Source organism: Streptomyces angustmyceticus (assembly GCF_040701845.1).
GTDB classification, from domain to species: domain Bacteria; phylum Actinomycetota; class Actinomycetes; order Streptomycetales; family Streptomycetaceae; genus Streptomyces; species Streptomyces angustmyceticus_A.
Genome location: NZ_JBFBHQ010000009.1, coordinates 116,303 through 137,111 on the forward strand (window position 1 = coordinate 116,303; position 20,809 = coordinate 137,111).

The 20,809-nt window shown below is 69.4% G+C and carries 18 protein-coding genes; 13 read left to right on the forward strand and 5 right to left on the reverse strand.

Annotated features, from left to right (window positions below; translation table 11 throughout):
* Nucleotides 1-26 precede the first annotated feature (26 nt).
* On the reverse strand, nucleotides 27-2,900 hold the full coding sequence (locus AB0411_RS21300; RefSeq protein WP_366418829.1) for a helix-turn-helix transcriptional regulator: 2,874 nt from the start codon (nucleotides 2,898-2,900) through the stop codon (nucleotides 27-29).
* Nucleotides 2,901-3,977: 1,077 nt separating this feature from the next.
* On the opposite strand from AB0411_RS21300, the gene AB0411_RS21305 reads away from it, so the two are divergent.
* The 8 genes from AB0411_RS21305 (at nucleotide 3,978) to AB0411_RS21340 (ending at nucleotide 9,830) form a co-directional block, all read left to right on the forward strand.
* Nucleotides 3,978-5,117 (forward strand): inorganic phosphate transporter, encoded by a 1,140-nt coding sequence (locus AB0411_RS21305; RefSeq protein WP_366418830.1) that lies wholly within the window; start codon nucleotides 3,978-3,980, stop codon nucleotides 5,115-5,117.
* 45 nt (nucleotides 5,118-5,162) lie between these two features.
* Nucleotides 5,163-5,402: a hypothetical protein gene (locus AB0411_RS21310; RefSeq protein WP_366418831.1), complete on the forward strand. Its 240-nt coding sequence runs from the start codon at nucleotides 5,163-5,165 to the stop codon at nucleotides 5,400-5,402.
* Nucleotides 5,403-5,515: 113 nt separating this feature from the next.
* Nucleotides 5,516-6,355, forward strand: coding sequence for an enoyl-CoA hydratase/isomerase family protein (locus AB0411_RS21315; protein WP_366418832.1), 840 nt, complete (start codon nucleotides 5,516-5,518; stop codon nucleotides 6,353-6,355).
* 484 nt (nucleotides 6,356-6,839) lie between these two features.
* Nucleotides 6,840-7,571, forward strand: coding sequence for an SDR family oxidoreductase (locus tag AB0411_RS21320; RefSeq protein ID WP_366418833.1), 732 nt, complete (start codon nucleotides 6,840-6,842; stop codon nucleotides 7,569-7,571).
* A gap of 29 nt (nucleotides 7,572-7,600) precedes the next feature.
* Nucleotides 7,601-8,047, forward strand: a complete 447-nt coding sequence (locus tag AB0411_RS21325) for a cupin domain-containing protein (protein ID WP_366418834.1) — start codon at nucleotides 7,601-7,603, stop codon at nucleotides 8,045-8,047.
* Nucleotides 8,048-8,195: 148 nt separating this feature from the next.
* Nucleotides 8,196-9,299, forward strand: coding sequence for a zinc-dependent alcohol dehydrogenase family protein (locus AB0411_RS21330; RefSeq protein ID WP_366418835.1), 1,104 nt, complete (start codon nucleotides 8,196-8,198; stop codon nucleotides 9,297-9,299).
* A 12-nt stretch (nucleotides 9,300-9,311) separates the two neighbouring features.
* Complete coding sequence (locus AB0411_RS21335; RefSeq protein WP_366418836.1) at nucleotides 9,312-9,446, forward strand: hypothetical protein; 135 nt, start codon at nucleotides 9,312-9,314, stop codon at nucleotides 9,444-9,446.
* 69 nt (nucleotides 9,447-9,515) lie between these two features.
* Nucleotides 9,516-9,830 carry a VOC family protein gene (locus AB0411_RS21340; RefSeq protein WP_366418944.1) on the forward strand — a complete coding sequence of 105 codons (315 nt, stop codon included), beginning with the start codon at nucleotides 9,516-9,518 and terminating at the stop codon, nucleotides 9,828-9,830.
* A gap of 300 nt (nucleotides 9,831-10,130) precedes the next feature.
* Here the strand turns inward: AB0411_RS21340 and AB0411_RS21345 are convergent, their stop codons facing one another.
* Entirely contained in the window at nucleotides 10,131-11,075 is a 945-nt protein-coding gene (locus tag AB0411_RS21345) for an alpha/beta fold hydrolase (RefSeq protein WP_366418837.1), read from the reverse strand.
* A gap of 89 nt (nucleotides 11,076-11,164) precedes the next feature.
* Here AB0411_RS21345 and AB0411_RS21350 point away from each other — a divergent pair, with 89 nt between their 5' ends.
* Both AB0411_RS21350 and AB0411_RS21355 read left to right on the forward strand, forming a co-directional pair.
* Complete coding sequence (locus tag AB0411_RS21350) at nucleotides 11,165-11,755, forward strand: TetR/AcrR family transcriptional regulator (RefSeq protein WP_366418838.1); 591 nt, start codon at nucleotides 11,165-11,167, stop codon at nucleotides 11,753-11,755.
* Nucleotides 11,756-11,809: 54 nt separating this feature from the next.
* Complete coding sequence (locus AB0411_RS21355; protein WP_366418839.1) at nucleotides 11,810-12,238, forward strand: nitronate monooxygenase; 429 nt, start codon at nucleotides 11,810-11,812, stop codon at nucleotides 12,236-12,238.
* A gap of 438 nt (nucleotides 12,239-12,676) precedes the next feature.
* On the opposite strand, the gene AB0411_RS21360 is transcribed toward AB0411_RS21355, so the two are convergent.
* Nucleotides 12,677-13,660 (reverse strand): alpha/beta fold hydrolase, encoded by a 984-nt coding sequence (locus AB0411_RS21360; protein WP_366418840.1) that lies wholly within the window; start codon nucleotides 13,658-13,660, stop codon nucleotides 12,677-12,679.
* A gap of 1,025 nt (nucleotides 13,661-14,685) precedes the next feature.
* Here AB0411_RS21360 and mdlC point away from each other — a divergent pair.
* Nucleotides 14,686-16,305: a benzoylformate decarboxylase gene (gene mdlC, locus AB0411_RS21365; RefSeq protein WP_366418841.1), complete on the forward strand. Its 1,620-nt coding sequence runs from the start codon at nucleotides 14,686-14,688 to the stop codon at nucleotides 16,303-16,305.
* A gap of 512 nt (nucleotides 16,306-16,817) precedes the next feature.
* Here mdlC and AB0411_RS21370 read toward each other — a convergent pair.
* Nucleotides 16,818-17,819: a helix-turn-helix domain-containing protein gene (locus AB0411_RS21370; protein ID WP_366418842.1), complete on the reverse strand. Its 1,002-nt coding sequence runs from the start codon at nucleotides 17,817-17,819 to the stop codon at nucleotides 16,818-16,820.
* A 746-nt stretch (nucleotides 17,820-18,565) separates the two neighbouring features.
* Here AB0411_RS21370 and AB0411_RS21375 point away from each other — a divergent pair.
* Both AB0411_RS21375 and AB0411_RS21380 read left to right on the forward strand, forming a co-directional pair.
* Nucleotides 18,566-19,261 carry a hemerythrin domain-containing protein gene (locus tag AB0411_RS21375; protein ID WP_366418843.1) on the forward strand — a complete coding sequence of 232 codons (696 nt, stop codon included), beginning with the start codon at nucleotides 18,566-18,568 and terminating at the stop codon, nucleotides 19,259-19,261.
* 50 nt (nucleotides 19,262-19,311) lie between these two features.
* Nucleotides 19,312-20,154, forward strand: a complete 843-nt coding sequence (locus AB0411_RS21380) for a MerR family transcriptional regulator (RefSeq protein ID WP_366418844.1) — start codon at nucleotides 19,312-19,314, stop codon at nucleotides 20,152-20,154.
* Between the two features lie 140 nt (nucleotides 20,155-20,294).
* Here the strand turns inward: AB0411_RS21380 and AB0411_RS21385 are convergent, their stop codons facing one another.
* Nucleotides 20,295-20,702, reverse strand: a complete 408-nt coding sequence (locus tag AB0411_RS21385; protein ID WP_366418845.1) for a RidA family protein — start codon at nucleotides 20,700-20,702, stop codon at nucleotides 20,295-20,297.
* Nucleotides 20,703-20,809: the final 107 nt, after the last annotated feature.

Genomic DNA, 20,809 nt, shown 5'->3' on the forward strand with positions numbered 1-20,809 from the left:
CCGCCCCGCCCTACCCCACCTCGGTCTCAGGCACCGCTGAACACCTCGGCGAGCTGGCGGCGCCCCGCGATCCCCAGCTTGCGATAGGCACCGGAGAGGTGGAACTCGACGGTACGAACGGCGACGAAGAGCTGGCCCGCGATGTCGCGGTTGGAGTGTCCGTCCTTGGCGAGGCGGAGGATCTTCCGTTCCTGGGGCGTCAGGCTGTCCAGGAGCGGATGAGCGGGGTCCGGGGCGGCGTGAACGGCGGACACCGGGTGCGCGGAGGGTGCCGCCGCGCTCGCGGAACCGGGTGCGTCCGTGAGCGTCCCGGAGGGTTCCCTGCCCTCCCGGCCCGTCGCCCGGAGCAGCTTCCGGGCTCCCTGGACGCGCAGCACCAACGGCTCCGCGCCGCACGCACGGGCCAGCCGGAGTGCCGAGAGCAACTCGGCGCGGGCCGCTTCCCGGTGCCCGAGCGCGGCCAGCCCGTCACCCAGGTCTGCCTGCGCCAGGGCATGTTGGAGGCGGTCCGGGGACCGGGCCAGCGTCCGGACCGCCTCCCCGAGGATGCCGACGCGCCGCTTCGCGGTCTCGGTGAGGGCCACGGCGTGCAGGGCGTTGCCGATGGCTTCCGGGGTGCCCCAGCGGCGGGCGTCGGCCAGCTCGGCGGCCGCGAGTTCGGCGGCCTCCGCGCGTTCGCCGCGCGCCACGAGGAGCCGAGCGGCACGGGAGCGCCAGGGCAGCACCGCGGGGTTCCGCACGCCCGCTTCCTCCAGGAGACGGCCCGCAGCGAGCAGGTCCTCCAGGGCGTGGGCGGGGTCGTCGCGCTCGTGGACCGCCGCCCGCACTGCCAGGGCGTGGGCGGTGTCCCGCCGCCACGGCAGCGGCTCCCGGTCCAGGCCGCTCTCGGCGAGCAGGGTGCGCGCCGAGTCGGTCGCACCCCTCAGGGCCCGTACCTCGGCCAGGGCCGCCACGGCCGTCACCGCCGAGGGGTGACCGGCGGCCGCGGAGGCCGACAGACGGTCGACCACGGGGGTCAGGGTGGCGTCGGCGGTGTGGAGGTCGCCTCGGGCCCGCAGGACCGTCGCGCGCAGCAACTCGACCTTGACGTGGTCCCAGCGGCCGGGTCCGGCGCCGGCGACCTGGCGTCCCCGTCCGCAGTGCGTCCACGCCTCGGCCACTTCACCGGCCGCCACCAGTACACCGCAGGCCTGCCACAGCAGGGTGGCAGAGCCGGCCGATCCGCACTCCGCACCGCGGGGCAGGCCCTGCCGGGCGTGCCTCACGGCCGCCGCCCGGTCGGCCCCGGCATCGACCGCGTGGACTGCGCGCAGCGCCGCGAGTTCCCGGCCCACGATCCCCCTGTGCGGGGTCTGGAGTGTCAGATTGCCCGGCGGATCGGCCGTCTGCGCCAGCCATAGAGGGCCACGCCTGCAGGTGAACGCCTTGTGCAGGCGCAACCGCAGCTGCCAGGAGCGGTCCCCCGGTGTTCGTCCGAGCCGCGCGGCACCGTCATCGAGCACGGTGACGGCATCTTCGGCCCGGCCGCACTCGGCGAGCACGGCGGCCAGGGCCAGCGCGTATTCGACGACGACGCCGGGGGCGTGGGACTCGCGGCGGGCGGCGTCCAGGAGCCGGATGGCGCGTTCCGGGTCGACGAAGGCGTCCAATTCGGCGAGCTCCCGGCGCAGGGCCGACTTCTCGTGGGGCCCCAGGGGTTCGCGGAGGGCTCTGCGCAGGCAGCTTGCCGCGTCCTGCGGCCTGCCCTCCTGCTCCAACTGGCGTGCGGCCCGCCACAGATGGCGCACCGCCCACTCCTGGCCCACCGGGCCGGCCGCGACCAGGTGGTGGGCGACGGACGTCGTGGCGGCCTGCCGGTCCCGCAGCAGGGCGGCTGCCCTCAGGTGGAGAGCCATGCGGGTACCGGCGGCGATCCGGCCGAGCACCATCGCCGCGAGCAGCGGGTGACGGAAGGTCAGCGGGGTGCGATTGGCGAGCAGGCAGGCGCCGACGAGTTGGTCGACGGCACCGAGCGCCTCATCGATCGTCAAGTGGGCCAGCTCCGCGCTGTCCGCGACCTCGGCACCGCCGCCGAGCACGGAGACCGCCCGCGCCAGGGCCAGGGCGGGCGCACTCAGCGGCGCCAGCCACCGGTCGGCACCGGCCAGGGTGCCCGACACGGCGGTGGCGCGGAGAGCCTCCGCGGTGGGCACGCTGTCGGCGTGCGGCGCCAGCAAGGTGTGCAGGAGGGCGGGATTGCCACCGGTGAGCTCGCCGCACACGGCCGCGGTTCGGGTGTCGAGGCCGACGCGACATCGTTCGGCGGCGACGTCGGGCAGGTCGTCCGTGCGCAGGCCCGGCAGGTCGATGGGCTCGGCGGCGGCGAGAAGTGCGGTGCCGGGCTCGTCCGCGTCCCCGTTCGTGGTGCCGGGAACGGCTCCGGATCCGGCACCGCAGATCCTGGCGGTGAGCACGATCGCCATCGGCGCGGGCGACAGGGTCCGGGACAGGTCCAGCAACCACCGCAGGGACCAGCGATCGACACGGGCCATGTCGTCGACGCACAGGGCCACCGGGGCGTCCCGGACCGTCCGTACCGCTGCCACCAGCCCCCGGAGATCGTCGCCGGGCGTCATGCGGTACCGGGCCTGCACGGGTCTCCCGTCGCCGGCCCATAACTGGGCGATGAGCCGGTTGGCCGCCGCATACGGACGGTCCGTCCCCGTCCCGCGCACCGCGGCGACGCGGAACCCGGCTGCGGACGCTTGCGCTCCGAACACGTCGAGCAGCGTCGTCTTCCCCGCTCCCGGCTCGCCGCGGACGACCGCTACGGCCGGGCCGTGGCCCCTGCGGACCTTGTCGAGCACGGCCCGGAGCCGCTCCGTCTCGCTCCCGCGTCCGATCTCCCCGAGCGTCGCCATGAGCACCTCCCCGATCGCCGGCCGTCGTGCACAGCTCTACGCACCAGGCCGACGATCAGTCCACAGGGCATGGGGCCCGCAAGAAGTACCCAATTGGGTAATCGTCTTGAAAAAGATGCTTTATGGCAGGATGCATCGATGTGCGCAGTTGCCCGAGAGCGACTCGGCGCACCCCGCCAGTGCCTCGTGCGACACCGGCCACCGCGGCCACCATGGCGCCGCTCCACCACACGAGTCGTACGACGCCTCACTCCGCTCCCCCGCAACGCACGCCCCCCCCGAGAGCGCTCTCATACGGCATGAGCATGCGCGGCACACCTTTGGGCCGACAAGGCGTCCACCGCACAGACGGCGTCAATTCGGCCGGTAGCAGCGGCGCGTGCTGGTCCCCGGTGCCGCCCCTCCCGAGCCGGGAGTCACCGGCGCCCGGCCGGCGACCGGCTCGACGGCTGCTCGCGAACGGCCAGGTGCCGGCGCACGGAAGGCTCCTGCGGAAGGCCCGTCCCCTGTCGTCGACAACGGCGTGAGCCCGCCCTGCCCGCCAGGGCAGTCCTGCTCAAGTTCGACGGAAAACGGCTCCAGCTCCGCGGAATCCTGCCGTCCATTCGATCCGCTGCCCGCATTTCGCCATCGCCGCCATCCGGCCGTGGAGGCAGCAAGGCCGTCTACGGTCCGGGCCCGATGAGACTGCCACAAGCGCGAACAGCATCACTCGTCGATCGACGTCCGCAGTCGAGGATCGTCAGGGCCGCGACTACGATGGGCATATCGCCCCATCGAGGGCTTGACCAGGGGCTCGGCCGGGAACCGGACGTGCCACTCGGCAGGTTCTTGTCCCCTGGGGACGGTGCGAACCCAGGTGGACCGCGGCAATGCGTCGCGGCTCCGAGGTCGTCGTAGTGCTCAACGCCCGTCGCGGAGTCCGGCACGGTACCGACTGCAGCCAACCGCCGGCGACCTGCCCGCGCCATCGCGTTGGCGGCGATTCGGAGGGGCACTTAGCGTGAGAGGGACGGCAGTTCTCACACAGGTTTCGGTGTGCGCGCGGCCGGATCGCCCTCGCCGTGGAGGACCGGGATGGAATCTGTCTCCTTCCTGCTCGTGGCCGTGATTCTCACGGCACTGGCCTTCGACTTCACCAACGGGTTCCACGACACCGCCAACTCGATGGCCACCTCCATCGCCACCGGGGCGCTGAGCCCCCGGGTCGCCGTCGCCGTCGCGGGTCTGCTCAATCTGGCCGGAGCATTCCTCTCCACAGAAGTGGCCAAGACGATCTCCGGCGGCATCGTCCAAGACAGCGAAGTGTCCCTGGTGATGATTTTCGCCGGGCTGATCGGGGCGATCCTGTGGAATCTGGTCACCTGGCTGCTCGGGCTGCCCTCCAGCTCGTCCCACGCGCTCTTCGGCGGGCTGATCGGCGCGGTGTGGGTGGGGGCCGGGGGTTCCGCGGTGCGCTTCGGCGCGATCATCGAGAAGATCGTGATCCCGGCGGTGGCCTCGCCGGTGGTGGCCTGCGTGATAGCGCTGCTGGCCACCTACCTCGCTTACATGATCACCCGGAGGACCTCGCGCCGCGCCGTCGGAAAGGGCTTCCGCGTGGGACAGATCGGGTCGGCGTCCTTGGTGGCGCTGGCGCACGGCACCAACGACGCCCAGAAGACGATGGGGGTCATCACCCTGGCGCTCATCTCCAGCGGGCTTCTCAGCCATGGGGCGGGGCCGCCCTGGTGGGTGGTGCTGAGCGCGGGCCTGGCGATCGCCCTGGGCACGTACGCGGGCGGCTGGCGGATCATCCGGACCATGGGCAAGGGACTCACCGATATCCAGGCCCCGCAGGGCTTCGCCGCCGAGACCAGCGCGACCGCGGTGATCCTCGCCTCGTCGCACATGGGCTTCGCGCTGTCGACCACCCAGGTGTGTACGGGCAGCATCCTCGGCGCGGGGCTGGGACGCAGGCTGGCACACGTGCGCTGGGGCATCGCAGGGCGGATCGCGGTGTCCTGGCTGCTGACGCTGCCGGCCGCGGCCGCCGTGGGAGGCGTGGCGGCGTGGGTGGCCGATCGGGGCGCGGCAGGGGTGGCGCTGGTGGCGGGCGTCGCGCTGGCTGCCGCGGCAGCTTTCTACGTGCTCTCGCGCCGCCGTCCGGTGAGTCCGGAGAACGTCAACGAGGTGCCCGAACCCGGCGCGGAGCCCACCGTCAGGTCGGCCGCCTGAGCCGGGCCGGCGGGACGGCCCGGCGCCGAAGTAAGGAGGTACGTGATGGGCATCGATTGGGGCACTCTGGCCGGGGTCTTCGGAGTGAGCCTCGGGATCACCGTGGTGGTCGTCGTGATGTTCTCGCTCGGCCTGGCCGCATGGGCCCGCGCGGGACGCGGAGAGCCCGCCCCCGACGTGCCCCGGGGCCGGCCGCAGAAGGTGGCGGCCGCCACGGCTGTGCTGTGCTTTGCCGCCTGCCTCGCCGTCGCGGCCTACGGGGTCGATCTGATCGTTCCCGCCTGAACCTGCTCCGGCTGAAGGGAGATCGCCGCGCGGTCGTGCCGTAGCTCGAGGAGCACCAGCTCCGACAGTCAGGATGGGCACCGGGCCGTGGTGAGCGCGGAGAGGAAGAGAACATGACCGCCCCCTACAAGACCATCAGCGTCAGTCTGGACGGCAACGTCCTGTCCGCCACCTTCCACGCCCCGCCCATCAACCTCATTGGCCCCGACGTCGTGCGCGACCTGGTCGGACTGCTCGGTGAGGTGTCCCAACCGGAGAGTGCACGCGTGGTGGTCTTCGACAGCGTCGATCCCGACTTCTTCTTCCCGCACGTCGACCTGACCAAAGTGTCCGAATACACCGCTGAAGCCGCGAGGGCCGGGGGTCCGGGCGACGCCTCCCTGGGGATGCTGTTCCGCAAGCTCAGCGAGGTCCCGGCCGTCACGATCGCCAAGCTGCGCGGCCGGGCACGGGGGGCCGGCAGCGAGTTCCTCCTCGCTTGCGATATGCGCTTCGCCTCCCGCGAGAACGCCGTCGTAGGCCAGCCGGAAGTCGGTATCGGCACCCCGCCCGGCGCGGGAGCGATCCAGCACCTCACCCGTCTGCTGGGCCGGGGCCGAGCGCTCGAAGCCGTGCTGACGTCGGCCGACTTCGACGCCGAACTAGCCGAACGCTACGGATGGATCAACCGCGCGGTGCCCGACGCCGAGCTGGACGCGTTCGTAGCCGGTCTTGCCGCGCGCATAGGGAACTTCCCCCGCCATGCACTGATCGCAGCCAAAGCAGCCATCAATGCGCTCACCTTGCCGACTTCGGCCGACGTACGCGCGGATGCCGCCCTGTTCCAACAGCTCGTACGGGGACCGGCCGCGCAGCAACGCCTGGCAGAGCTGTTCGAGCTGGGCCTCCAGACCCGTGGCAGTACCGAACTCGACCTCGGCGAGGCCCTGGGCGGCTTGAAGGCCGTCGACTGATACCGATGACCAGCGCATGGGGTGCCGATGTTCTGGTCCGCCCAACGAAGCGAGAACCCACGGCTGATGGCGACCCGCCGCCTTACCGCGGCACCCCCGTCCTCCGCGGCCCCCGCCACCGTCCCCTGGCGATCGACGGCATCGCCGCCTGAGCGCTCGGGCCACCCAGCATCGGCGTGTGCCCCCATCGGCGGCTGACCGTCACACCTGACGTGGTCGGTCGGCCGAGTAGCGAGCGAGGCCACAAGTCCCGGTCGCGGCGGACGCATTCGCCGATACCGTCCGGCCACAGCAGCACTGACACGATGCCGTAGGGCGGTGGAAACGCTTGGCCGCACCCCCGTGCAACGAGTGCCCTCAGCGACGCCATAAGCACACAGCGCCACCACCGGCATCCCCGGGAGCGCACAGCCCAGCGTGCGCCGTGCACCGCATCGCCGCAATCTGGACACATGACCTATCGGTGCGCGACGAGAGGTGACCCATGAAGTTCGCAGTCATCGGCGGTACCGGTCTGATCGGGTCGCAGGTCGTGAAGAAACTGAACGCCGCCGGGCACGAGGCCGTGCCGCACTCGCCGGCCACAGGTGTCGACGTGATCACCGGCGAGGGTGTGGAGGAAGCGGTGGCCGGAGCGGACTGCATCGTCAATCTGACGAATTCCCCGACCTTCGACGACGCCTCTCCCGCCTTCTTCCAGGCCTCGATGGACAATCTCCTGGCCGCCGGTCACAAGGGCGGGGTGGGGCACTTCGTCATCCTCTCGATCGTCGGCGCGGACCAGGTGCCCGACCTCGCCTATTACCGCGCCAAGGTCTTGCAGGAAGACATCCTCAAGGCCGGTCCGACCCCCTACTCGATCGTCCACGCCACCCAGTTCATGGAGTTCGTCGACGCCTTCATGTCCTGGACCACCGAGGGCGACACCGTCCGCCTGCCCACCACCCCAATCCAGCCCATCGCCGCCCAGGACGTCTCCGACACCGTCGCCGAAGTCGCCGCCGGCACCCCTCTGAACGGATCCCTCGACGTGGGCGGGCCCGACACCTATCCCCTCGACGAACTCGGCCGGATCACCCTGAACGCCCGACCTGACGGCCGCACGGTCGTCACCGACGACACCGCCGGCATGTTCGCCGCCGTCCCCGGCGATGTGCTCACCACCAAGGGCGACGCCCGGATCGCCCCCACCCACTACACCGACTGGCTCACCTGAACCGGCCGCCCACCACTGGAGACCTCGCCATGTCGAACCACGAACAGTCGGCGGGCAGCGCCGCGAGCCAGCCGCGCTCGGAAGCATGGAAGACGGCGTTCACCGTGCTGCAGTCCGCGAAACCGCCGTTCGTTCCGGAGGGGGCGGAGGCGATGACGGCTGTCGTCGAGTTCCCTCCCGGCGATCCCGGCACCCCTCCGCACCGGCACTCGGGACCTGCCTTCGGCTACGTGCTGGAGGGCGAGATGCTCTTCGAACTGGAAGGTGAGCCGGAGCGGGTGATCAAGGCCGGGGAGACATTCTGGGAACCGGGCGGCGATGTCATCCACTACCAGGACGGCAACAACCGCACGGACTCCCCCAGCCGCTTCCTCGTCACCATGATGTGCGCACCGGGTCAGCCCATGCTCACGCTGGTCGACGACGAAGAGCTGGCCCGGCGCCGGCACCTACGAGCTCCCCGCCCGGGCACGTGACCCGCCACTCACAGCCGGGACTGGAGCCTATGGACGATCCCACCCCGTGACTGTCTGAACCGGGACCCACCCAGTGCGAGCCGTTGCTGAATACACCCGCCGAGTTCGTCGGGCGCTGAGAGTCGAAAGGTCACTCATGCCTCAATCCATGCGCGCGCTCGTAGCCGGAAAGGTAGGCGAGCCTGCCGATGTCCTGCGGCTGGAATCCTGGCCTGTTCCCACGCCGGAAGCCGGTCAGGCGTTGATCCGTGTGAAGGCGACTCCGGTACACGCCAGTGATCTGCACGTGCTGCGCGGACGCTACGGTTTCTCCCCCGAGTTTCCCGCTGTCGGGGGTCACATGGAATGCGTGGGCCGTATCGAGGCCCTGGGCCCGGACACCGAGGGACTCAAGGTCGGCCGGCGTGTGGTGGTCGCCGCTGTACCGGCGGTACCCGGGCCCCAGGCGGCCGGAACGTGGCAGGAATACCTTGTTGCCGATACACGAAGGCTCCTGCCGGTCCCCGACCAACTGAGCGACTCCAGCGCCTGTCAGCTCGCCGTCAACCCGTTGACCGCGCTGCTCCTCGTGACGCGCGAACTCGACGTACCGCCGGGTGAATGGTTGTTGCAGACGGCTGCGGGCTCCACCGTCGGCCGGCTCGTCATCCAGCTGTCCAGACATTTGGGTATTCGCACGATCAACGTCGTGCGGCGACGTGGTGCCGTTGAGGAGATCAAAGCCCTTGGTGGTGACGAGGTCATCTGCACCGAGGACGAGGACCTGTTGCAGCGTGTGGCTGAGACAGCAGGACCGGCCGGCGTACGCAAGGCCACCGACTGTGTCGCGGGACCCGTAGGTGCCCAGGTTTCCCAGGCATTGGCTCCGGGAGGAGAACTCGTGGTCTACGGCGCGCTCTCCACCCATCGGCAGACTGATCCGGCAGCGCTGACGATCCCGCTGCAGGCACGCTCGGTCATCTACGAGACCAAAGTGGTCCGTGGCTTCTGGCTGAACCGCTGGTTCGGCACGGCCTCACCTGCCGATGCGCTGCACGCCCTGTCCCAGGTCCGCAGTCTCGTCGCTGAGGACGTACTCAGCATCCCCCAGGGCCGGCCTTTCCCACTGGAACGCTTCACCGAAGCCATCGCGCTCGCCGAAACACCCGCACATGACGCCAAGCCACTCTTCGTCTTCGAAGACGGCCGGGACGAAGCCGACAGGCAGGAAGCGGCCCGCCGCACTCCAGCGCCAGGCGCCCCCATTCCATGACGTCCTCGCCTCATGAGCCTGCAGCCTCATCTGCTGGAGGCGCTTCACGAATACCCGGAGCTTGACTATTCCGCACCGAACCGCACGGTGGGCCGAACCGTCTGGTTCATCGTGCCATCCCTTGATGATTCAGCAGAAGAGGAGTGATGGCGATGCCCATGCCGGCCCACCCGCCGAAAAACCCAGCAAGCCCCTTTTCGTCCTTCAGTGGTCACCATGTGGGTATCCGCGTTCCCGACTACGACGCGGCGAAGGCACACCTTCCATGTGGAACTGCCGGCCGGACCGGTGCCTTCCCCGAACGAGGTCCTCGACGACCTCGGAGTCAGCCTGCAGCACGGCGGCTACCAGCACATGTGCGTCCATGTCGACGATGCCGACGAAGCACGCGCGGAGCTCGCCAGCCGTGGCGTCGACCTTATCGGTGAACCTTTCGAGATCGAGGACATCAGCCGGCGGCTGGCGTTCTTCCGTGATCCGTGGGGCAACATGATCGAACTGTCGCAGAAGCTGCCCGGCGCTGGTTCCTGATCAGCGCCACAACGCCGGCATCCACGCCGACGGCCCGAGCCCCTCTCACCTCGCCGTTTCCGTTGATGTGCGGCCGGTTGGTGGCCAGGAGTGCGACAGTGCCCTCTGATCTGGGGCGATGAACCTCGTCGTGGGGTTCTGTCGGTCCAGGTGGAAGGCACTTTCTACGTGCGGGGAGGGTATCGGTTCGCGGCCCTGGCTTCCTGTCTCCGCCGACGGTCCGGGGGTGGTGGGTCGTCATGCCGGAGGACGGCTGCTGGCTGATCTCGCCGACGTCACCGGACTGACCAGCGTCGCGAACTACTCGACACACTCGTGATCGATGAACGCGGTCAACACGTCCACAGTTGCGTCGGGCTGCTCGTCGGGAATGAAGTGTCCGGCCTCGGGGATGACGACGCCGGTCGCGTTCTCTGCCCACGGGCTGATGGAGGCGGCCATGTCGGGGATCGAGCCATGGGAGCTGGAGATTCCCAGCACCGGGACGGTCAAGTGCCCTCGTTCGAGAGCGTCGTGATTCTTACGCGCTGATTCCGCGGCGTCGCGGTAGTAGGCGAGAGATGCTGAAAGACCTCCCTCGGCCGCGATGGCAGCGGCGTAATGGTCGATCTCGGCGCCGTCGAAGGTGTTCGGGGACAGAGCTTTGACCTTCAAGAACCAGCCGACGTAGTCACGCTCGCGGCCGGTGAGCAGAGTCTCGGGCAGTTCGGACACCAGGTGGAAGGCGAAGTGCCAGGTCTTCCAGGCCCGGTCGGGATCCGTGGGAATGGAGTCCGGGAGGGTGATTCCGGGAATGCCGGCGTCAAGCAGAGCGACACCATGCAGGCGCTCTTCGTACTTCAGGGCCAGCGAGAAGGCGACCCAGGCCCCGATGTCGTGGGCGACGAGCCAGTACTTCGGCACGTTGAGCGCGGTCAGCGCGGCCTGGACGCGCGAAGCGACGGTGTGCGTGTCGTAGCCCCCTTGAGGGCGGTCGGAGTGGCCCTGCCCCGGCAGGTCGATCGCGATCACGTGGAATCGCTCGGCAAGGCCTGGCATCACCTTTCGCCAAGCCCACCAGGTCTGCGGGAATCCGGCGAGCAGGACGACGGTGGGACCGGCCGGCCGGCCGCCTTCCACGGCGTGAAGTCGGATTCCTTGCGCGTCGACCCAGCGGTGCGTGAAACCCGCAAGGTCGTACAGCGGCAACCCGGGGACCGGGTTCTGGCCGCGGGAGCGGTTCGGGGCCATGGCGTCGTCGGTCATGTCGTGAGCCTACTGCATCTTGGACTGGTCAGTTCAAGATAGGATGGGCAGGGCCACAACGGCTGGTCCGAGAACGAGGTGCATGCGTGATGGCCGGGAAGAAGCAGTTCGACGTGGGCATCGCGCTCGACGCGGCGATGGTCCAGTTCTGGCGAGCCGGATACGCCGACACGTCTCTCGACGACCTCTCCAGGACGACCGGATTGAACCGCAGTTCCCTCTACTCCTCGTTCGGCGACAAGGACTCGCTCTACCTGCGCTGCCTGGACCGCTACGCCGCGCGGTACGGAAACAGGTACGACCAGGCGCTGTCACGTGCGTCCGAGGAACCGCTCCAGGCGGTACGGGCGTTCTTCGAGGTCACCCTGCAGCGCATCGCCGACCCTGACGTACCTGATGGATGCCTGATCGCCCAGACCGCGATGGCGGCACCGGTGCTCAGCCCCACCATCGCCGCACGCGCGATCGAAGCTCTGGGGTTTCAACAAGCGCGGCTGCGGACCGCCTTGAACGCCGCGCAGTTGGCCGACGGCGATGCCGACGACTTCGCGGTTCACCTATCGGCGGTCAACCAGTCGCTGGCCGTGATGAGCAGGACCAGGGCGAGCCAGCAGCAGCTCCGCACGGTCATCGACATCAGCATGAGTGCGCTCTCGCACGCCTTGCCTGCCCGGAGCTAGCCTCGCCGTTTCGCCTGGGTACGGCGGCTGTTGGGGCGGAAACCCGATGTTCCGGTGCTCGCCGCCGGGGGCATCGGCGACGGTCGCACACGCGCAGCGGCCCTCACCGCCGGTGCGGACGGCGCCTGGTTGGGCACGGCGTTTCTCGCCACGCCCGAAACGGTCGAGTTGCACGATGCCCACAAGCGCCTGATCGTCGAGAGTGACGGCAGCGACCGTATGGACACGAACCTACGACATCGTCTCAGGGCTCCCATGGCCGGAGACCATCGGCGAACGCGTCCGCCGCAATCGATTCACCGACGAGTGGTCAGAGCGTGGGGCAACGCTGCGGGACCGTACAGCGGAAGGCGCCCCCTCGGAGGCCTCCCATCCCGTCGACGCCCCACCCGACCCCGACACGAGCTCGGTCCTCTCCGGCCAGTCGGCGTTCTTCGTCGATGCCGTCCGCCCCGCTGCGGACGTGATCCGGACAATCAGTGACGACGCCGAGGCAATCCTCGCCTCACGGCCTCGATCGCTGCTGCGCCGACGTTTCCGGGCGCGCTGTCCCGGCTGCCGGCGTTGAGCATGTTCCGCGCTCGGCGTTCGACCAGAATCGGGATGGAGGTTCGGATCCTGGCCTTGGTACCTGGCCGCCGCCGACGACGAGATGGTCCCCCGCCCGCACAGCGCGCCATGTCCGCGCGAGCCTGCTCGACCACCATCGAGGCCGGGGGCAGCCACGCCCTCTACGTGACACAGCCGGCCGCCGTGGCGAACCTCATCAAACAGGCGCCTCCGCGGTGGTCCCGCCGTAGGCTGCCTGGTGGCTGCGACACGATCCCGTCATAGCTTCGGTGAAGCGCGGTCGAAAACCACCGGCCGTACGCCCTTTACGGTCGCCGGTGACACGGGAAGGAATACCGTCCTGAAGCGCCGTCAGGGCGCGGGGCGCCTCAGCCGGCGGCCCAGGAGGACGGCTCCTGCCCCCGCGATCAACGAGGCGGCGGCGATGCCGGTGAGTGCGGTCCCGGCCCGGGCGGCAGGGGTGGATCCGGTGGCGGGCAGCTCGGGTCGGGCGGACTCGGCTGCCGTGGCGGCTTGGAGGACGAGGTCGGTGACCGCTTCAGGGTGGGCGATCATGGCCACATGAGAGGAGTCGATCTCCACCGTGCGGGAACCCGCGCGCTTCGCCTCGAAGCGTTCCTGGTCAGGGTTGATGGTCCTGTCCTGCTTCGCGACGAGGAACCACGACGGGATGTGTTTCCAGGCCGCCACCTTGGCCTTCTCCGAGAACGCGGTCGTTGCCACGGGCCGTTGGGTCACCGCCATGACCCTCGTCGTGCTCTCCGGCAGGTCGGCGGCGAAGACCGGCCGGAGCCGGTCGGGCTTGAGGTAGAGGTCGGTCCCGCCGACGCCGCCGCCGGCCCGGTAGGGAACGGACTTCGTGGCGGTCCCGAGTTCGCTGGGGAACCTGGCGGACAGGGACATCCCGCTCTCGCCCACGTCGGGCATCAGCGCCGATACGTACACCAGGGACTTCACCCGGCTGTTGCCCGCGGCGGCCGAGCTGATCAGGGCGCCGCCGTAAGAGTGCCCCACCAGTACGAGGGGTCCCTTGATGCTGTCCAGCACGGAAGCGATGTAGGTGGAGTCGCTGTACAGCCCGCGCAGCGGGTTGGCGGGGGCGATGACGGAGTAGCCGCGGCGTTCGAGCCGCTCGACCACCCCGTTCCAGCTGGAGGCGTCCGCGAACGCCCCGTGCACCAGCACGACGGTGGGTTTGGCGGTGGTCGTGGCCGTGCCTCCGTCCGCGGCGGCAGGAGCTGCCACGGTCGCGCACAGGGCCATGGCACACCCGGCCACGATGACGGGCGTACGGCGTATTCGGCGCCGTGAGCCGGGGACCGGAAATGCCGCCATGTCCATCTCCCCTTCTTTGTGAGAGCTATGGCACCTGAGTGTTCACCCATCCGCACCAGCAGGCGCGGCCACGCACCCCAACCGGGTCACACGGCGAGCCATGAGAGTGAATGCCGGGAGTCAACGGTTTCCAACGTCCATCCGCGGCGTGGGCTGCCGCTCCCGGTATCCGCCGTCGACGACACGGATTCGTCGACGGACCGGGCCGGAGAGGGATCTACGAACTGCTGCGTGCGGACGGCTGCACCGTGAGGGTGGTCCCGACAGCAACTAACTGGGGGCAGCATCTCGGCACCCGGCCCACGCCGCACGTGAAACCGCTCCTCGAGATGGTGGACGCCGAGGAGCCGCTCGGCACATTGATCTCGGCAGCTGACCTCGTGCTTCCGCACAGCCGGCCGTCCTGAGTGGGTGTGGTGCGGGCCCACGGCCGCCGCGTGTCGCAACAATGACAAGCTGTTGCGACCGTAAGTTGAGGCGCATCCCTGCACCTCGGGGATGTCCCGACCAGGCGTGTCCGAGTGCTCCTTCGCCCGCCTGGCGATGCCAGGCGACGTCCCTGTACCGGACTCCGGACAGGGGCGTCGCCGTGCAGTAGGGCAAAAGCGCCCACCCGGTCAGCGGTGTTGTCCAACGGGACCAGGTCACGATCGGCGCGGCCCGTCACCGGCCAGGGCCGCACATGCCGCGAAACACAACACCGCAGTGACTTTTGCGCGTCCCCTTCGCCTGGTTCCTCCGCGCCAGGACGCCGACGGTCGGTGTTCCCCGGAAATCAGTGGGAGGGCTCGGGCCCGGGCGATCCACCATGCGGCGCTTCCCGCCCCCGCGGTATCGGACAGCACGCGAGCGGCACCGCCGTATTTCTCTCGTGCGCTGTTAAATTCGCGAAGAATGCCTGGCGGCGGGCGTCCATACCGAAGACCGGCTCTGTATTCGGCCGACGGCCGAATCCGGGAACTCCGGGTTATCGCCGACGGGGGCCATCGGAACGACGACGCGAGTGCGCGACGAAGGGACATGCTGTGCCGACTGTCCGTCAAGCCACTATCGATCTGCTCAGGCAGCACGGGCTCAACACATGGTTCGGTAATCCCGGCTCCACCGAATTGACCCTGCTGGACGAATTCCCCAGCGACTTCCGCTATCTCCTGGGGCTGCAGGAAATGGTGCCGGTTGGCATGGCCGACGGCTTCGCGCAGGTCACCGGACGTCCCGCCCTGGTCAACGTGCACACGGCGCCCGGCCTCGGCAACGCCGTCGGCTCCCTGTACAACGCCTACCTGAACAAGACACCGCTCATCGTCACCGCGGGCAACCAACGTCGTGCCATGCAGAATCAAAAGACCCTCCTGACCAACGAGGACGCCGTCCTGGTCCCGCGTCCGTTCGTCAAATGGTCCGCCGAGCCGGCCATCGCGAGCGAGGTACCCGCGGTCCTCGCCCGCGCCATCCATATCGCGATGTCCCCGCCCACCGGACCGGTCTTCGTCTCCCTGCCGATGGACGACATGGCCCACGAACTCAACGACGCCCAGATTGCGGAGATCGAGGCGATCCGGGACCGTGAGGTCACCCACGCCGGAGGTTTCCGCAAGGACCTGGCGAAGAAGATCGCCGGTCGGCTCTCCACCGCCAAGTCACCCGCCTTCGTCGTCCACGGCGACCTGGAGCACGCCGGAGCCGGGGACCTCGTCGTGAAGCTGGCCGAGCGCAGCAAGGCCGCCGTGTGGACGTCGCCGCTCCCGGGGCTGTCCGGGTTCCCGGAGAACCACCCTCTGTACCAGGGCCTGCTCCCGCCCGGCGCCGGCTGGATCTCCGAAGAGCTGAAGGGCCACGACCTCGTCGTGGTCCTCGGCGGCCCGGCCTTCCGCTACTACCCCTACATCCCCGGCCCGTATCTGCCCGAGGGCACCTCCCTCATCCACATCACGAGCGACCCGGACGAAGCCGCCCGCGCACCCATCGGTGACGCCTACGTGGCGGACGTCCGGGCCGCGGTGGAGGCGCTGCTGGGCGAGACTTCCGAATCGTCGCGCACGGCCCCCCAGGCCCGGCCCGACGTGGCGCGCCCAAAACGGGCCGAGGCCCCGATGCAGGCCGCGGACCTGTGGACGGCCGTCGGCCACGCCGCCCCGGCGGACGCCCTGTTCGTGAGCGAGGCTGGTTCCAACGAGGTCCCGATCACGGAATACGTACGGCCCGGGGCCGCCCTCTCCCACATGTCCGCTGTCGGCGCGGGCCTCGGATTCGGGCTGCCCGCCGCTGTCGGTGCCCAACTCGGCGCCCCGGACCGTCCGGTGATCGCCCTCATGGGCGACGGGTCGATGCACTACGCGATCACGTCCCTGTGGACCGCGGCCCGCTACAAGATCCCACTGACGATCGTCGTCTCCTCCAACGACGAATACGGCGTCCTCAAGCAGTTCGCCGACATCGAGAGCGCCATGGGCATCCCCGGACTCGACCTGCCCGAGCTGAACATCGCGGCCACCGCCGCGAGTTACGGCATCGACGCGCACGAAGCCAACGACACCGACCAGGTCGCCGAGATGCTCCGCGCCGGAGTCGCCGACCGGGAACGCCCGACCCTCATCAACGTCCGGACGAACAAGGTCAAGAAGGTCGCCCCCCGCCTGACCTGAGCCCGCCCCGACGCGGCAGAGACGGAGGGCAACGGGCCGACCTGAGGTGCCTGGCAGCGCCGGGCGGGAGCGGAGCTGTTGACCAGCCCATCGTGTGACGCCCGGATCCGAGTCTTCTTGCTGAGGACGCGCTGCGGCGGAGGACGACCTGCCGGACCAGGCACTCCCGGCAGTGCCCCAGGACGGCCGGCTGGTCGTACTGGCCCTCAACGCCCGCCTCGGCCACCGAGTCCTCGCCTCCGGCCCCTGCGGCAGACCAGTCCGACACCGTCCGCCGTGGGGCCGTCGCTTCCGCCCGGGTGTCGGGGCGGGGCGGCAGGGGCAAGGTCGCCGGCAGGCGATCGGCGCTCGTGGTGACCGGCGTACCCGAGTCGACGCCTCCCCCGCCAGCCAGGGAAGCGGAGCGGGACTGTGCCCTGCGGGCGCAGCACGCACCAAGCCAGGACCACTCCCCCACGCGGCCACCTGACGGGCGGGGCATTCGGGGCCCCGGGCGAAGGGCATGGCGCCGCCTACTCACACCGCCGTATCACCGCGAGCGCCGCGCCCGGGGCCCGCTCCTGGCTCCGGTAGTCCTTCGGTGAGACTCCATATGTGTGGCGGAAGGCACGACTGAAGTCAGCGGCACGAGGAAAGCCCCACCGAACGGCGATGGCCTGGATGGGAGTGGAGCACAGCGCCGGATCGGTGAGGTCGCGGCGGGCGGCATCCAGGCGCCGATTACGGATCCAGGCGGCGACTGTCTCCTCTTCATCTTGGAAGAGGCGATGCAGGTAGCTCGTAGAGATGTGGTGCTCGGAAGCGACGGTGGCCGGGGTGAGCTGTGGGTCATGCAGATGCTCCTGCATGAAATTTTTGATGCGCAAGATGAGGGCCCGCCGACGTGTGTCGGCAGGCAGGGAGTTGCCGGTTTCCAGCGTGTGGGCGAAGAGCGCGGCCACCAAGTCGGACAGCACCGTTCCCAGACGCGGACCGTCGGAAGGCTGGTACGGGGTTGTATCCGTGATCAGTTGGGTGAGGAACTGGGCCAACAGCGCTCCCACCCCGTCCCGGGTCGATACTTGTCGTGGGACCGTGCTGCTCGTCATGACGCGTGGCAGCGGCAGCATCGTCTTGGGGACCTCAAGCCCGACGATCGTGACCGGATCCTTGCCGGTATGGATCTCCCACGGCATCGAAGAGTCGTTTATGTGCAGGTCGGACGGATGGTAGACGGTCTCGTGGTCGTCCCAGCTGCACCCCCCGGTTCCGTCCACGACGAAGGAGAGGTGGTACTGCTCCGGGTCGGACTGCCGGATCAGCTTCGGCGTGCGTTGGATCACCAGTTGCTCGAAGGTAGCCGGCCACATGGTCACGGCCCCGAGGTCCAACACGCGCTGGGAAGCCCGGAAGTCGAGTGCGTGGTCGCTGCTCAGGCGCACCGGAGCATGCGTCTGTCTCAGACGCTCAGCCCAGTGGGCCAACCGGTCCCTCGCCGGCACGTCCTCATCGCGAAAAACCGACTCGTTCAGCACCTGCACGCTCCCTGGTCTCACGCGTTCATGAGGAGATTCGACGGGGCGTCAATAGACGTCAAGGGACGCCAAGGTGCCCCGGCCACCGGGAAGGCAGCACTGCCGGAGGATATGACGATCACATCGCCAGAGGGCAAGTGAGAGCCCCTCCAGCAGGTGGAATCCGGCCGCAGGGAGTTATACGGGGCCGAAATTTGTCGACCTAGGGGATGCCCGCAAACTCCCGCCGTCCGCCCGGGGGGGGCGGGGCTCGCGGCGTCTGGCGCACTGCACTCTCCCCCACGCCTCAAGGGCGCGGGAGGGGCCCTCGCCGCTCGCTCCGGCTCGGCTCCTCATGCAGCCGATGGATGCCGCGCGCGCTCGCCGCAGGACAGGCCCTGTAGCCGCACTCGCCCACCACTCGGCCCCTTCGCCCGACCCGGCCCGCGCGCCTCACCCTCACCCGCCGTCACCTGGTGACCCCCATGCGCCGACGGCGCCTCGCCATCGAGTGCCCTGATGCCCGGATGACCCGCCCCTGCCGACGACGACCCCGCCCAGCTCGGATCGTTCCGGCTCATCGCCCGGCTCGGCGGCGGCATGGCTGCCGCCTATCCGGGCCCCTCGACGGGCCGGCGCACGGCCGAGCTCAAGGCCCCGCACGAGCCGATCAGCGGGACAGGCGACCCACACTTGACAACATGTTGCTTACATAGCAGCATATTGTCATATCGGATATCGCTGGAACGACACCCGGAGGACAGGCCATGCCCGAGATCGATCTCTATCGGAACGTCCACATGGGGCAGCGTGCACGCCTCTTCGCCCTTGCCGTCGGGCTTGGCGGCGCGGACATCGCCCAGCGCGGCACCGCCGCCGATCAGGCGGAGCGCTGCCTGGCGATGACGCAGGAGCTGCGCGAGCACGCCGATCATGAAGACACCTTCATTCACCGGCTTCTGCGGGAGCGGGCACCGGAGGCGGCCGATGCGTTGGAGGCGGAGCATGTGCGCCTCGACGCGGCCTTCGTCGCACTGGACGAGCGGGCGCGCGCACTGCCCACGCGCGCGGCCGAAGCCCTCGCGGAGGCCCAGCATGCGCTGTACCTCGCGCTGAACGAGGTGATCAGTGCCTACCTGGCGCACCTGTACGTGGAAGAGACCGTCGCGATGCCGGCGCTGTGGGAGCACGCGAGCGACGAGGAACTGGGAGCTGTGTACGCCGCCTTTCGCGCGTCCCGTACCCAGGAGGAGGCCCTCACCGACCTCCGCAGGATGCTGCCGGCCCTGCCGCCTCCGACGCGCACGGCGATCGTGCACGATGTCGTCCGGGCCGCGGGCGAACAGGCGGGCAGCACGCTTGCCGCCGTCACCACCACTCTCGCCCCCGACCAGCGCAGCCGCCTCTACGAGGACCTCGCCGTGCCGGAAGCGTGGGTCCTGCAGGAGTCCGAGCACGCCTGAAGGGCCTCGGCGCTTGACCTTGCAGTTGCTGCAAGGACGACCATGGCGGCATGTTGTCCATCAGCGAATTCAGCGAAATGTGCCATCTGCCGCCGCAGACGCTGCGGTTCTACCACTCCGAGGGTCTGCTCGTCCCGGCCCATGTCGACGAGCAGACCGGCTACCGCGGCTACCGGTTCGAGCAGGTCGAACAGGCCATGCTGATCACCGTCCTGCGCGGCACGGGGATGAGCGTCAAGCTCGTCCGGCGTGCTCTGGCCGAACCGGACGCGACTCCAGCCCTGTTGCAGCAGCACGGCGCAGAGGTGGAGCGCCAGCGGCGGGCTCAGGACGAGGCGATCAGGGACGCGCGTGCCTTCGTCCACTCGTGGCCGGACGTGCGCCGGCGCCGCGTCCCCGAGATGACGGTGGTGTCGAAGCCGGTGCCCGCCACGCCGGACGGACGCACCTCGTACGAATGGGACGAGGGCCATGCAGCCATCACCGCCACCGTTCAGGACGTGGTCAAGACCGTGGAGTCCTGCGGAGCCGCGGTGTCGGGGCTCCCTTGGCAGACGATGGCCAACGAGACCCCGGAGCAGCGAAGGCGGAACCTCACCGGCGAGGAGCCGTCCTTGCTGGTGAAGGTTCCCGTTACGGCGGACGAGGACACTCTCGCGGCTCTGCCCGGCGACGTCGAGGTGCAGCTCTTCGAGGCCCGGGACGAGCTGTCGATATTCATTCCGGGCAAAACCTCGATCGCCAAGCACTGCACCGCACTTTCGCGCCTGGCCCGGCATCCCCTCGACGCCGCTTACGTCGACATCGCCCGCGTGCGCCACGTGCTGCACGACGACGGCGTCGAAAGCGCCGCGCCGATCTGCAATCTCGACGCGGGCGAGGCGGCTGGGTAATGCGAGCTCCCGGTGTGCGTCGTGGGCTCGAACTGCGGGGCGGGGCCGGCGGGTGAGAGCGGAAGCGGGCGCATCAGGACTGCTGCTGTGCTGAGCACCGCCGTGCTCTACGCGGCGCTCAGTGGGCGAGGAGCAACGGTTCAGTCGAGGACCGCGGTGGCTTCGATCTCGACGAGATGGTCCGGGACGTCCAATGCCGCTACGCCGAGCAGCGTGGCCGGCGGGACCGGGGCGACTCCCAGCTTCGCGGCTGCACGGGAGATCCCCTCCAGGAGCAGGGGCATCTTGTCGGGGGTCCAGTCGACGACGTAAAGGGTCAGTTTCGCCACGTCACCGAACGAACCACCGGCCTCGGCCAGGGCGGTGGCGATATTGAGGTAACACTGCTCGACCTGCGCGGCGAGGTCACCTTCGCCGACCGTGACCCCGTCGGCGTCCCAGGCCACCTGTCCGGCGATGAACGCCAGCTTCGACCCGGTGGCGATCGACACCTGACGGTAGGCGTCGATCGTGGGCAGTCCGTTGGGGTTCATCAGGGTGACGGCCATGTGCCTGCCTCCATGTCGTGAGAGACGTACGCGGTCTCCTGTGGTTACTCAAGCACCGTAGGAGAGTGGCCGCTGACATGGAAGAACGCACTTTTCGGTAACCGGGG